Consider the following 13,663-nt stretch of genomic DNA (forward strand, 5'->3'; position numbering starts at 1 on the left):
CTCCTAAACGTTACGCTTAATTTACATGCAAATATGGCCAACCGAAAGGGAAAAGCCTTCATTTATTTTTTGGACGGCCTGTAAAACAGCAGAATCAGCACAGGCAGTAGGTACAGGTCGGCTGCCACGGCAAAGACCAGGGTAAGGCTCACGAAGAGGCCCACGTAAAAGGTGGCGTCGAAGGTAGAGAGCACCAGCGTCAGAAAACCCGCCACTAAAATGCAGGAGGTGATGATGATGGCCTTGCCCGCCGATATGAAGGTGCGCTTGACTGCATAGGGCAGCGACTTCCCGGACATCAGCTCCAGCTTCAGCTTGCTCAGGAAGTGTATCGTGTCGTCGACGGCTATTCCGAACGCAATGGTGAAGATTATGGAGATGGAGACGGTCATATTGATGCCCATGAAGCCCATGATGCCGCCGATCATCAGCAGGGGAATAACGTTCGGAATGAGGGAGATAATGACCATGCGCCACGAACGGAAAATCAACCCGACGATCACCGCGATCACTCCGAAGGCGATGATCAGGCCCTGCATCATGTTAGACGTGACGTACGCGTTGTTCTTGTCGAGCAGAACAGAGCTGCCTGTGATGCGCGTGCGGAGGTATTCCGGGTTGATGTTGCGGCTGATGAAGCTGCGCAGCGAGTCGTTCTTGACGGTGGCAGCCGCACTGCCTATGTCTTTCATCTTCCCGGTCAGCCGGCCCTCTTTCCCATCCGGCGTCACCACGCTGCGCAGGTCGCTACGGTTCCTGAACGCCTGTAGCCGCTGTTTCACCTGCTGCATCCCGCGCCTGCTCTCCGGCAGGGAATAGTAGTCGGGGAGGCCGCCGTTCTGGGCGCGGTTAATGGTCTTCACCACCGTGGCTGGCGAAGTGACGAAGTTGAGGCCGTAGGTGTTGTAAAGGTAATTTTCCAGTTCCTCCAATTCCCGCAGCACCTCTAGGTCATATATACTGTGGCCCTCCACGGCGATCAGGTGCATCTCGAACGCGCGTACGCCGGAGAATTTTTCCTCAAAGTACTGGAAGTCCTGTAGAATCGGGTCATCATCTCCCAGATCCTCTAAAAAGGTGGTGTCCACTTTTATCTGGCTGATGCCGACAAGGCTGATAACGGTGATTAACAGGCTGGTTGTCAGAATTACTTTCGGGTGGCGGAGCACGAAGCGCAGCATGCAGCGCAGCAGGATAGGCCACGAAAAGTCTACCCGCCGGGCTCGTACCGGGTTGGGTTTTTTGAGAAGGAGCAGAATGGCAGGCAGCATGGTGAAAGCCAATATATAGGCCAGCCCGATGGCAATGGCGGTATATAGCCCGAAGTTGCGGATCGGCACAATGGCCGTGGTTAGCAGGGTGAGAAACCCGATAGCAGTGGTGAGCGAGGTGAGGAAGGTGGCCATCCCCACTTCCTTGACGGTGATTTTCAGGGCCGGCAGCTTCTTCATGCCCTGGCCCAGTTCGGTGACGTAGCGCGACAGGATATGGATAACATCCGACATGCCCACCACAAACAGGATCGTCGGCAGCAGCATCGTCATCACGTCGAGCGGCTTGTTAAACAGCCCCATCACCCCCAGCGCCCACAGCACCGACAGCAGCACCACCGACAGGGGAACCAGCACTCCCCAGGCGGTACGGAAGGTGATCCAAAGGAATAGAATAACGAGCACGATGGATGCTGACATGAAAATCACCAGCTCAATCTTCATCCTGTCCACGAACACCGACTGCGCCAGTGCCTTGCCCGCTATATGATGCTCTGTGAGTTGCAGTTGTGCCAGCCTGTTGTTCAACGCTGCCATCAAGGTGTCGCTGGCACCTTTGCCCAGGTTGTCTGCCGTCTGCACAAAAAGCGAGACCGATGTTGCGTCTTCCGAAAACAAGGTGCCTACCAGCTCCCGCGAATTATATATAGCCACGGAGTCCTGGGCATACCGCTCCGGTTCCGCCACGTGCAGGTAAGGGATCTCAAAGTACCCGAACTGTTCAATGATCGGGCTTTTGACGGTGGTAGGGGAGAGCACCGCCTCTACGTTCGGTTGCCGCTGCATATACTTTGTCAGGCTGTCTACCTTTGTCAGGAACTCCCGCTCAAACAGGCTGCCCTCGTTGTCAAGGCCGATCAGGATATAGTCGTTGTCGTTGCCGAACTTGTCGCGGTAGCTGAAAAAGTATGCCAGGTCCGGGTCGCCCTTCGGGAAGAAGTTGTCGAAGTTATAATCGAACCGCAGGCGGGTGGCGAAGTAGACGCTGCAAGCTGACAACAGGCCGATCGCGAGCAGGGTATAAAGGCTAAGTTTTCGGAGGTTCAAAGGGAGTGCTGTATAAACTGGCGGTAACTTGCGTCATTTCAAAATGCAAAGATACAACTGCATAACGGGGAATATGTTTGCTTAAAACGAATGGATTTGAGGCAGGTTATATAGGCGTTCGACATCTAATATCCATGTCAGCTGGTTCATCTGCATTTCATATAACCTGTCTGCTGATTCCTCTCCCTGGTGGGGAAGTGTTGGGTGCTGTAGAACAGCTTCGTGCGCAGGATGCAGGTGATAATGGATGTAGGCATATATAAGCGATCAGGTGTTTCGCGAGATTCAGAGCCACGAGCGGAGACAGGTGGATGGATCGCCGGAGCAAGGAATTCTGTCCTTTTACATCAGGAGAATCAACAAAAGCTATTATCTTTAACTTTAAACATGACACATAAATTGCCTTTATATAGATGAAGCAATATTTAGATTTGATGCAGCACATCCTCGACAAAGGGGTGAAGAAGGAGGACAGGACCGGCACGGGCACCCTCAGCGTGTTTGGTTACCAAATGCGCTTTGACCTGGCGGAAGGTTTCCCGATGGTGACGACCAAGAAAGTACACCTGAAGTCCATCCTGCACGAGCTGCTCTGGTTCCTGAAGGGCGACACCAACATTGCTTACCTCAAGGCGAACGGCGTAAGCATCTGGGATGAATGGGCGGACGAGAACGGTGACCTTGGACCGGTATACGGCTCGCAGTGGCGCAGCTGGCCAACCCCCGACGGCCGGCACATCGACCAGATCTCACAGGTGGTGAACCAGCTGAAAAACAGCCCCGACTCGCGCCGCATCATCGTGAGCGCCTGGAACGTGGCGGAGATCGAGCACATGAAACTGCCGCCGTGCCACGCCTTTTACCAGTTTTATGTGGCTGAGGGCAAGCTGTCGTGCCAGCTGTACCAGCGCTCTGCCGATGTGTTCCTGGGTGTGCCGTTTAACATTGCCTCCTATGCGCTGCTGGTGCTGATGATGGCGCAGGTAACAGGGCTGGAGCCGGGAGAGTTCATCTGGACCGGTGGCGACACGCATTTATATATAAACCACCTGGAGCAGGCGCAGTTGCAGCTGACCCGTGAACCGCGCCTGTTGCCGCAAATGAAGCTCAACCCGGAGGTAAAGGATATCTTCGACTTTAAATACGAGGACTTTGCGCTGGTAAATTACAATCCCCATCCCGCCATCAAGGCGCCGGTGGCGGTGTAGTGTATCAGCCGTTTTTACTTTGATTTATATAGAAGCAGGGAGGATTAGTGCGGCATGATAGTCAAAATCAAGGATGTTTTTAAGACCATCGGCACCCCCAGCGTCACCTACGTGAGCCGGAACGACGGGGAGTACGAACGGCTGCTGACGGAATACCTGGATGTTGAGGGAAAGCCCTGCCTCATCACTGGCCCGTCTAAAACCGGCAAGTCCACGCTTTACCAGAAGGTGCTCGCCGAAATAAATAAACTGCCGCTGATCGTGCGCTGCGACGATCAGCTGACGACGGAGGATGTCTGGCGAAAAGCGCTGGAGGATGTGAACTTCGACCGCATTACGGCTAACACGGCAGCGGAGGATACACAGGTAACAGGCAGCGCGAAAGCCGGTGGCAAGATAGGCTGGAGCTGGCTGGCCAACCTGATCGGGGAGGTCAGCCTTGGCCTTTCTGACAGGGTGAGCGAAAGCACCGCCCGCGAAAAGATCATCTCAAAGCCATCTCCCAAGCACCTCATCCCGGTGCTGAAAAACCTGCCCTATGTTTTAGTGATCGAGGACTTCCATTACCTGAAAGACGAGGTAAAGAAAAGCCTTTTCCAGCAGTGGAAGGCCTTTGTAGACGAGGAAGTATCGGTGATCGTGCTGGGCACCACGCACCATGCCGTGGACCTGGCTTACTCCAACAGAGACCTGGTGGGCAGAATAGCACATATAGAAGTCGGCACCTGGCACACCACCGATTTAGAGAAGATCATCACGAGCGGCTTCAATTACCTGAACGTCCCCCTTAAAAAATCCCTGGTAAAGTTCATCGCCACCGAGTGCGTGGGGCTGCCCATCATCACGCAAAGTTGCTGCCTGCGGCTGTTCTTCGACAGTCAAATACTGGAAATCGATCCTAAAAAAGCCATCTCCAAATCTGTTTTTACTAAAGAGGCTGTCTCCAAAGCCTTGTACAACGTTGCACAAACAGACTACAGCGTGTTCCGGGACATATATGAGGTCATTATCCGGGGATTCAGGAGAGGCGGGCAGAAGTATAATTCGTATGAGTTGCTGCTGTTGGCTTTCACCCTGGACCCGATCACGTTTAAGTTGCAGCGCCACGAAATTGACGAACGGCTGGCGCAACTCAGCATAAAGTTTACGACGCCTCCGCCAACGTCCATCAACAGCACCCTGGGCGTGATGAGCAAACTGCAGCAAAAATTTGACTTTGAGTTACTGGAGTGGCGCCAGAAACTAAAGACACTCTATATCCTGGAGCCATCGTTCCTGTTTTACCTGCGCTGGAAGGAAGAGCGAAAAGAAACCGATACACCCGCCACGGACCGCATCGAAAGGATATATGAGATCATTTTCAACGATATCCAGACCAAGTTTCCGACAATCCGGGTCAGGACCTAGGAATTAAATCTTTATTTGATGAGGGACAGTATGCCATAAAACCAAACTGCCCTTTATCTGTTCCCACTCAAACCATCTATACTATGAAGTTAAAAACATTTCTTACCGCCGCGTTAGCGGTCGTGCTGCTGCAGGCCAACGCCCAGCAGGCTACGCCGGATAAAATTAAAACCAACAAGGGCGATCTTACTATTCAGCCCATTGAGCACGCCACGCTCGTCCTGACCTGGGACAATAAAACCATCTATGTGGACCCGACGGGCGGCGCGGAGGCCTTTACGGGAATGTCCAAACCGGATGTGGTCCTGATCACGGACATCCACGGCGACCACATGAACCCCGAGACATTGGATGCGATTGATACGGAAGGCGCAACGTTTGTGGTGCCCCAGGCGGTGGCAGACCAACTGCCGGAGAAATACAAGGTCATGGCAAAAGTGGTCGGCAACGGCGAAAGCCTGATGGTGGATGGGATACCGATTAAAGCGGTGCCGATGTATAACCTGCCAGAAAGCGCCGATGCCAAGCACGTGAAAGGCAGAGGTAACGGCTATATCCTGAACTTAGGCAATAAGAACGTTTATATATCCGGCGACACCGAGGGCGTGCCGGAAGTGCGCGGGCTGAAGAACATTGATGTGGCTTTCCTGTCGATGAACCTGCCATATACCATGGATATTGACCAGGCGGCCAGCACCACGCTTGATTTCAAGCCGAAAATCATCTACCCTTACCACTTCCGCGGCCAGGGCGGACTCGCTGATGTGGAGGCTTTCAAAAAGCAGGTTAATGCGAAAAACAAGAACATCGAGGTAAGGCTGAAAGACTGGTATCCAGCGCAGTAACAGACAAGAAGTATTCGCTTAAGCCGAATTTTATTCTACCAAAAACAAGCATCATAAAGGGCCGGGGGTTTCGCTTCGGCCTTTTTTTGGGTTTGAAAACAGGTCTTTCAGTGAAACAGCCGTGGCAGTCTGTAGCCTACATATATAGATGCAGGGCCTACATTCAGCAGCTGATTTTTGCCTGTTCGGGCGGCCTTATACAGAGCCATGTTATATTTGATCACATCATCCCATTTCGCCGCGTACTCCCGATTCGTTGTTCTCCATGCTGCTCCATGTCGCACCGTTCACTTACTGCGCGGATTAAATTTTATCGAAAGCTGACAGGGCTGTAATTGGCCCTGTGTTTGCTTCTGTTTTTAAATTTGAACGGAATTCGATAGATTGAGTAAACGTTCTGCACCGCTGTACAGGTACAGACTTCATTTTCTAATTATAAATTCATATTAACCATTTATAAAACAACTGACTATATGATTCAAAGAGTCGTCTTCACCCTTTTAAGTGTGCTCCTCGTCCAGTATGGTGCCAGAAGCCAGTCTACCGCCCAAAAATATGACCCCAGTAAACTCGACCTGGTTTGGGAGGTGGTAGAGGAAAAATACCAGAACAAACCGCAAACGCTCTCCTCGTTAACACTGAAGAACACCGGCCAGCAACCGCTGCCGGCGAGTGGATGGGCGCTTTATTTCCATGCTTCCCCATCATTTAAAGCAGAAGGTGCCAACGCACCGGTTAAGATTGAGCATGTGAACGGCGACCTCCTCCGGATGGTGCCCACATCCAGCTTTAAAAGAATTCCTGCCGGATCTTCCCAAAAAATCTCAATTGTATCAGGCGGCCAGATGATCAATGAGTCGCGGGCCCCTGTTGGCTTTTACCTGGTGTGGGATGACAATAAAGCAAAGGGCCATCGTGTCGGGGAAGTCACCTATGAGAAACCAACTAAAAACATGGTAGGCTGGATTGAAGCGAAAGAGGTGTACGCCCAGAATAAGGCCATCAAAGATATCCCGGTTGAGAAATTGACAAAAGTATTCCCGACACCGGCCAGCTATACCGAAACCGGCAAAGGCATTACCCTTACACCAGCGGTGCCGATTGTGGCCGATAAAACGTTCAGCAAGGAAGCGGCTTTGCTGGCTGAGTACCTTGGCGGTGTGTTTGGGCAGGAGCCCCCGGTGCAGCCGACTGCCACCGGCAAAGCCATCAGGCTGCAGAAAAAGGACGGTTTGGGGCCGGAGGCATATGAGTTGCAGGTAACACCGCAGGAAGTGGTGATATCGGCTACTACGCCAGCGGGTATTTTCTACGGCACGCAGTCGCTGAAAGTACTGGTGCCGCCCACTGCGCTCGCTTCTCCTCAGAAATCTGTGGAAATCGTTGGCGTAAAGGTGTCAGATAATCCCCGTTTCGGGCACCGTGCCTTTATGATGGACGTAGCGCGTAATTTTCAGAAGAAAGAGCAGGTGCTTAAAGTGCTTGACCTGATGGCGCTCTATAAACTCAACGTGCTGCACTTCCACTTCAGTGAGGACGAGGCCTGGCGGCTGGAGATTCCCGGCTTGCCTGAACTTACCGAAGTAGGCAGCGAGCGTGGCCATACGATAGATGACGGGGAAAATCTGCAGCCTTCCTACGGCTCCGGCCCGGATGTGAACGCTTCCAGCGGCAGCGGCTATTACTCCAAACAGGAATTTATTGACATTCTGAAGCATGCCACCGCCCGGCATATAAAAGTAATTCCGGAGATTGAAACACCTGGCCATGCCCGTGCCGCCATCAAGTCGATGGATGCCCGCTATGCGCGCCTGATGAAGGAGGGCAAGAAGGCGGAGGCTGAGCGCTACCTGCTCCGCGACCTGAACGACAAGTCTGAGTACCAATCAGTGCAAAACTTCAACGACAACGTAATGGATGTGGCCCTTCCTTCCACTTACAACTTCCTGGAGAAAGTGACGGACGAAATACTGGCGATGTACAAAGAAGCGGGCGCGCCCATCGAGACCATTCACTTTGGAGGGGACGAGGTGCCACCGGGAGTTTGGGAAAAATCGCCTGCAGCACAGAAAGTAATTGCCGACAACCCAAAAGTAAATAACACCGACGACCTGTGGTACTACTTCTTCGCCAATATAAATGACATGCTGAAGAAGCGCAACCTGTACCTGTCCGGTTGGGAGGAAATCGGGATGCGAAAAGTACGTAAAGAAGGGAAGATGACCTATATCGCCAACCCTGATTTCGCGAACGAGAACTTTCACGTGGATGTGTGGAATAACCTCGGAAGCAACATCGACCTGGCTTACCGGCTGGCGAATGCGGGCTATAAAGTGGTGTTGACGAACGTGACGAACATGTACCTTGACCTGGCCTACCAGAAGGCGTACGAGGAAACGGGGCTGAACTGGGGTGGTTACGTGGATGTTGACAAGCCCTTCTACTTCATCCCGTACGACTATATGAAGAACATGAAGGTAGACACAGAGAATAACCCCATCGACCCGTCCATATATGCCGATAAAGTGCGCCTGACAGAAGCGGGAAAGAAAAACATTGTGGGGCTGCAGGCACCGCTCTGGACTGAAATGTTGACCACACCGGAGAAATTCGAATATATGCTGCTGCCCAAACTGCTGGGGCTTGCGGAGCGGGCATGGGCACCGGATCCTGCCTGGGCCAATGAAAAAGAGGCCGCCAAAGGCGAGACACTTTATCAGCAGGCTTGGTCGGAGTTCGTAAATGTGCTGGGCAAGCGCGAACTGCCACGCCTGAGTTATTACCTCGACGGCTTTAACTACCGCATCCCGACAGCCGGAGCAGTAGTAGAGAACGGCAAGGTGCTGGCCAATGTGCAAATGCCGGGACTTGTCATCCGGTACACCACCGACGGCTCCGAACCGACTGCCCAAAGCAAGGTATATTCCGGCCCCATTACTGCGAAAGGCACTGTGAAACTACGCGTTTTCGACCCGACTGGCAGAGGCGGCAGGGGGGTGACTGTAGAGAACAAGTAAGCTCACATTTTTCGTTACATAAATCAGAAGTTTATATATGGCAGCTCCCCGAATTGAAATCAACTACTGCACCCAGTGCCGCTGGCTGATGCGGGCGGCCTGGATGGCGCAGGAACTCCTGACAACATTCGAGACGGAAATCGGGGAGGTGGCGCTGGCGCCGGGAACCGGCGGGGTGTTTGACGTGCGACTGAACGGCGATTTGATTTATTCCCGGAAAGAGGCAGGTCGCTTCCCGGAATCAAAAGAGTTAAAGCAACTCGTCCGCGACCGCATTGCCCCGGACAGAGCTTTGGGGCACAGCGACAGCAAGAAGGATTGAAGAAAGGCAGCGTATACCGCTAAGCTATTATTTTAAATTATTTTGCCATAAAAAAGCGGGGGCTCTTCTGGAGCCCCCGCTTTTTTATATATAAAACTTGATAACCTGTCTATAAGGTCTTAGGACGATCAGGTCCTGTATTCATCCTGCGACGTCTTAACTCCTCATCCGTCAGGTTTGCGTCTGCATCCATATCCGTCCTTCGGTTTCTCAATTCGTCTGAGCTGAGTTTGTCGATATCAACGTCCGTTTTACGAACTGTTTCATGGATGTTCTCTACGTGTTCCTCCACATCCTTTCCGATCCTTACTTCTTCCACCACGCGGGCTTCTTTGTCCACCATCGGTATCTCAGCGTGCTCAGTCAAGGAGATATCGCCTTCCTTGAAACTGTTTAAATCAGCCGGAGTAGCGGCCCTGTTCACAGGCGTACGCTCCACGTGCACGTGCTCCTCACGCAAACGAAGGTGTTCTTCTACCGGCTTCTCTACGATGCGGCTACGTACGCGCACACCGCCTGTCTCAACTTCACGCTTACCAACCCGCAGGTTCTCCTCGATAATCGGAATAGATTTATCTGTGTTAGTGGTGTCAAGGTCTCTCCTTGTTGTGTCAGTCATTGCTGCGCCTGCTGCTCCGGCGGCGTAACCCTTCCCTGTTGTGCGCTCATCCAGGTTCACGGCACCATCCTCATCCATAATATCGGCTGCGCGTTCAGCTTCCTCAGTTGAAGTGGCATGTACCGTCACGACAGAACCATTGCGGGCATATTTTGAGTAATGGTCCGTGCGTTCATCGCTTCCGAACAGATTACGGAAAAATGCGCCAATGCTGTCGTTATCTTCATCTCTATCACGATCTAATCCGGGAGAGTTGGCTGCTGTTTGTGGTGATACATCGATACGATCTCTGGTGATACCATTAGATACTAAATGCTGTACCGCTGTTTGTGCTTCGGTTGAGCTGTCGAAAACTCCTACTACTGTATGTGACATAGTTCTTTCTTTAAAATGTTAAGTTTGTTTCAGGCGACAGTGCTAACAGTTTGAAGTGTTTGCTCTGTCGCTTTTTTACAATTGTTTTTATATAATTCTAATACGGCTGGTGCGGGGTTTGGTTTATTAAGAGCAATAGAGTTAATAAACTGTATATATGGATGTTAGATATAAATAGGATAGTATTTGTTTATATATGATACCCAAAACAATATTGGTAAAATGTAATTATTTATTTTAAATATTGATAAGCTCTTAATCCGATTTTGCTGTTTTAGAAAGAGAAAAGGCTAAGTGTCAGCCTTTAGTGGCAGACAATCTTATATTAGAGAACCATATATCCGGAGGGGTAGTTTTAGCATCAATGTGAAACTGACATGTTAAGAAGCGCGATAATACGTGTCGCAATACTGTTTAAACAGATAAAATAATTTAGTAGAAACACCTACCTGCTCATCAATACGACGACACTAAGGCAGTTACCTGCAGAAGTAAATCTTATAATATTTCTGAACATATCATTTATCTGCAGACCGGGCTATAAAGAAGAGGGGAGGGTATAGGTATTCCCTTATAAATATAGTTTGGGCTGCATCCATAATTGTTATGCTCATTAGGGACGAACGCGTCTAAGCTATCAATAACTAAAAAGCCGCACCCACATTGGCGCGGCTCATATGAAATTGACTTTTAACGATGCCCTTCAAACTGGACCATTTGGGGAATTAAGGATTTGTGGACCACAAACCCGCTTCTTTGATGAATACGCGCCTGTTGAGTTTCAGCTGCGCGATGATGAACTCCGCCAGGTCCTCTGGGTGCATTACCCGCTCCGGGTCGCCGCTGATCAGGTTGTTGCTTTGTGCCAGTTCCGTCACCACGGTGCTTGGCGTTAGCGCACTTACGCGGATATTGTGCTTCCGTACTTCCTGCATCAGTGATTCCGTCAGACCCATGATGGCAAATTTGGAGGCACTGTAAGCGCTTGTGATGGCCGCACCACGCTGACCGGCGGTTGAGGAGATGTTGATGATATCGCCTGAAGCACGCTCGATCATATCCGGTAAAACGGCGCGGGTGGTGTAATATACGCCCATCAGGTTCACCTTGATGTTTTTCTCCCACTCTGCAGGCTCTAGCTCCAGAAACTTGCCGAAAGTGGCTGTACCCGCGTTATTAATCAGGATGTCGATGGCCCCAAGTTCCTGCTTTACCTGCGCTGCCGCCCGGTTTACAGCATTTATATCCGAAACGTCCGCCGCTACCACGGCTGCTTTCACCCCCAATGCAGACACTTCTTCCGCTACTTCCCTCAGCTGGCTTTCGGTGCGGGCAAGTAACCCCACATGCACGCCCTCTTTGGCCAATGCCACGGCGACAGCCCGGCCAATGCCTTTTCCCGCTCCAGTAACCAAGGCTACTTTTCCTGCTAATGACTCCATATTAACTTTGTTTTTGGTTGTACATTGTTTGTAGCTACAAATATACGCGGTTCGAATTGAATGGATATAACACGTTTGGAGGGAGCGACTGCAAACTGGCAGTAGGGAAGCGGTTAGCCCAGTATTCTTCTTATCTCGTTGGCTTTCGCCATCATTTCTTTTGTCTGCTCTTCGTCCCGGGCATCAATCGCTTCCTTAAACTGCTGCAGTTGCGCTATATAGCCCGCCAGTGCCTCAGACACGTTTTGCCTGTTCTGGGTGAAGATGGGGCCCCACATTTGGGGGGAGCTTTTAGCGAGCCGCACCGTAGAGGAGAAACCGCTACCGGCCATATCAAAAATGTTCTTCTCGTTTTTCTCTTTGTCCAGCACCGTTAAGCCAAGGGCAAAGGAGCTGATGTGGCTCAGGTGCGACACATACGCAAAGTGCAGGTCATGCTCTGCGGCGGGCATATACCGCATCTGCATGTCCAGGGTATGGCAGAGCTGCTCTACCACTGCAAGGGCGGCCGGGTCAGACTTCTCCCGCTCACAAATGATCATGGTCTTTCCCTCCAGCAGGGAGGCAAAAGCTGCCTCCGGGCCTGAGTATTCTGTACCGGCAATCGGGTGTGTGGCAACAAACTGCCCCCGCTTCGGATGTGTCGCTACGGCGGCGCACAACTGCTCTTTCGTAGAGCCGAAGTCAAGAAGGGCAGCGCCCGCGGGCAACATATCCAATACCTCGGGCAGTTGCTGCAGGATGGTGTTTACCGGGGTTGCCAGCACCACCACATCAGCTTTGGCGACTGCCTCCGGCAGGGAAAGGATCTGGTCAGCAATCTTGCCGGCTAGCGCCTGCGACGCATGGCGGGGATTGCTGTCCACGCCTAAGATGGTCACAGGTGCTCCCTTCGCTTTCAAACCAAGTGCGAACGATCCTCCAAGCAGGCCGAGCCCGATAATACTGATGTTCATATCAAGATGTATGAGATAGTAAAGCAGCAGTCAATTTCCTGTTTTTAAAAGGATAGAAATTAAACCGTCTTCTGCAAATGTAGGATGATTTGCTGTAATTCTTCCCTTTGGCACTGTCTTAGTGCGAATCACACATGCGTTTTCATCGACAATAAAGCGTGTTATATAGAGCAAAGGATAAAAACCTGAAGGTGCCAGGATATCCTTTAGATGAACTGCACACCTAAATTCTATAGGAACTATTTATGCTATGGATTAATCAAAGAGATCTTTTTGGATTCGTTCCAGCAGGGAGTGCTGCGTCGGTAAAGCAGTATCCTCTATATGGCTGATGGTTCTGAGGCTGGTTACATTGGCTGAAAAAACTAGCTCCGCCTGCCGGAGTTCGTGCAATCCTATAAGTTTCTCTTCTAACCGCACCTGGCTTTGCTGGCACCAGCTAAAAATACGACGGCGCAAGACGCCGTTGATGCAGCCTGTCTCTAAGGGCGGGGTGTAGATTCCTTCATTCCTAACCCAGAAAATATTAGAGGATATAAATTCTGCTACAGCCCCCTGCCGGTCCAGCAGGAGCATGTCGTCTTTGGCAGAGGCTTTTTTTTCCAGGCCCGCCAGCACATAAAGAGGCGCATGGGGGCCTTTGAAATGGGAAAGCGGAGAGTAGACGGTGTTTGTCTGCTGACATACACCCACCCGCAGGGGCGTGGTTCCCAAAGGGGTGGCTGGATTCACCGTTGCCAGCCAGTCGGCCACATTTGTTTCTGGTGTGTACAAACCGGCACCTGACCGCCACACTCTTAGTTTTAGGCGGCCATGGAAAAGCGCCTGCTGGTGTGCTGCCAGTTCCAGCAGCCTGTCGGTAAATTCAGGGCAAAAGAAAAGCTGGGGCAACTCAAGTCCCAAGGCACTGGCTGCCTCCTGCATCCGCTGCTCGTGTGTCTTCCAGAAGCTTAGTTTGCCTTGCCGGATGATGACCGTCTCAAAGAAACCATCATTGTACTGAAAAGCCCTGTTCGTCAGCGGCAGCAGCAACTCGGCTTCTGGGATTATATGGTTGTTGTAGAGCAGCAAATTAATTGTGACCGTTTGATGACATCTCAAAGATAAAGCACCTGCCTGCCTGCTCAAACTAAATCCGGCGGTTCTTTGTTGAC

General features: G+C 51.4%; 10 protein-coding genes. 5 read left to right on the top strand and 5 right to left on the bottom strand.

What is annotated here, in order from left to right; all coding sequences use genetic code 11:
• Nucleotides 1-62: 62 nt before the first annotated feature.
• Complete coding sequence (locus ABD920_RS04980) at nucleotides 63-2,318, bottom strand: efflux RND transporter permease subunit (protein ID WP_345157236.1); 2,256 nt, start codon at nucleotides 2,316-2,318, stop codon at nucleotides 63-65.
• Between the two features lie 413 nt (nucleotides 2,319-2,731).
• Here ABD920_RS04980 and ABD920_RS04985 point away from each other — a divergent pair, with 413 nt between their 5' ends.
• From ABD920_RS04985 to ABD920_RS05005, 5 genes are all read left to right on the top strand, one after another.
• A complete protein-coding gene (locus ABD920_RS04985) occupies nucleotides 2,732-3,526 on the top strand; it encodes a thymidylate synthase (RefSeq protein ID WP_345157237.1) in 795 nt (264 codons plus the stop codon).
• Between the two features lie 54 nt (nucleotides 3,527-3,580).
• Nucleotides 3,581-4,933 (top strand): hypothetical protein, encoded by a 1,353-nt coding sequence (locus ABD920_RS04990; protein ID WP_345157239.1) that lies wholly within the window; start codon nucleotides 3,581-3,583, stop codon nucleotides 4,931-4,933.
• 83 nt (nucleotides 4,934-5,016) lie between these two features.
• Nucleotides 5,017-5,778, top strand: coding sequence for an MBL fold metallo-hydrolase (locus tag ABD920_RS04995; protein WP_345157240.1), 762 nt, complete (start codon nucleotides 5,017-5,019; stop codon nucleotides 5,776-5,778).
• A gap of 473 nt (nucleotides 5,779-6,251) precedes the next feature.
• Nucleotides 6,252-8,795, top strand: a complete 2,544-nt coding sequence (locus tag ABD920_RS05000) for a family 20 glycosylhydrolase (RefSeq protein ID WP_345157241.1) — start codon at nucleotides 6,252-6,254, stop codon at nucleotides 8,793-8,795.
• 37 nt (nucleotides 8,796-8,832) lie between these two features.
• Entirely contained in the window at nucleotides 8,833-9,117 is a 285-nt protein-coding gene (locus tag ABD920_RS05005; protein ID WP_345157242.1) for an Rdx family protein, read from the top strand.
• Nucleotides 9,118-9,226: 109 nt separating this feature from the next.
• Here the strand turns inward: ABD920_RS05005 and ABD920_RS05010 are convergent, their stop codons facing one another.
• The 4 genes from ABD920_RS05010 to ABD920_RS05025 all read right to left on the bottom strand — a co-directional run bounded on the left by ABD920_RS05010 (nucleotide 9,227) and on the right by ABD920_RS05025 (nucleotide 13,610).
• Nucleotides 9,227-9,814: a YsnF/AvaK domain-containing protein gene (locus tag ABD920_RS05010; protein WP_345157244.1), complete on the bottom strand. Its 588-nt coding sequence runs from the start codon at nucleotides 9,812-9,814 to the stop codon at nucleotides 9,227-9,229.
• Nucleotides 9,815-10,836: 1,022 nt separating this feature from the next.
• Nucleotides 10,837-11,553, bottom strand: coding sequence for a 3-ketoacyl-ACP reductase (locus ABD920_RS05015; protein ID WP_345157245.1), 717 nt, complete (start codon nucleotides 11,551-11,553; stop codon nucleotides 10,837-10,839).
• A 113-nt stretch (nucleotides 11,554-11,666) separates the two neighbouring features.
• The gene (locus ABD920_RS05020; protein WP_345157247.1) at nucleotides 11,667-12,509 is read right to left on the bottom strand and encodes a prephenate dehydrogenase; all 843 of its coding nucleotides are present in this window, start codon (nucleotides 12,507-12,509) and stop codon (nucleotides 11,667-11,669) included.
• Between the two features lie 255 nt (nucleotides 12,510-12,764).
• The gene (locus ABD920_RS05025; protein WP_345157248.1) at nucleotides 12,765-13,610 is read right to left on the bottom strand and encodes an aminotransferase class IV; all 846 of its coding nucleotides are present in this window, start codon (nucleotides 13,608-13,610) and stop codon (nucleotides 12,765-12,767) included.
• Nucleotides 13,611-13,663 lie beyond the last annotated feature (53 nt).

Origin of the sequence: Pontibacter saemangeumensis (assembly GCF_039541895.1) — a bacterium.
In the GTDB taxonomy this organism is placed as follows: domain Bacteria; phylum Bacteroidota; class Bacteroidia; order Cytophagales; family Hymenobacteraceae; genus Pontibacter; species Pontibacter saemangeumensis.

Excerpts from the sequence above, each read along its gene's own strand:
- ABD920_RS04985 (WP_345157237.1), top strand. The coding sequence starts at position 2,732 with ATGAAGCAATATTTAGATTTGATGCAGCACATCCTCGACAAAGGGGTG.
- ABD920_RS04990 (WP_345157239.1), top strand. The coding sequence starts at position 3,581 with ATGATAGTCAAAATCAAGGATGTTTTTAAGACCATCGGCACCCCCAGC.
- ABD920_RS04995 (WP_345157240.1), top strand. The coding sequence starts at position 5,017 with ATGAAGTTAAAAACATTTCTTACCGCCGCGTTAGCGGTCGTGCTGCTG.
- ABD920_RS05000 (WP_345157241.1), top strand. The coding sequence starts at position 6,252 with ATGATTCAAAGAGTCGTCTTCACCCTTTTAAGTGTGCTCCTCGTCCAG.
- ABD920_RS05005 (WP_345157242.1), top strand. The coding sequence starts at position 8,833 with ATGGCAGCTCCCCGAATTGAAATCAACTACTGCACCCAGTGCCGCTGG.
- ABD920_RS05010 (WP_345157244.1), bottom strand. The coding sequence starts at position 9,814 with ATGGATGAGGATGGTGCCGTGAACCTGGATGAGCGCACAACAGGGAAG.
- ABD920_RS05015 (WP_345157245.1), bottom strand. The coding sequence starts at position 11,553 with ATGGAGTCATTAGCAGGAAAAGTAGCCTTGGTTACTGGAGCGGGAAAA.
- ABD920_RS05020 (WP_345157247.1), bottom strand. The coding sequence starts at position 12,509 with ATGAACATCAGTATTATCGGGCTCGGCCTGCTTGGAGGATCGTTCGCA.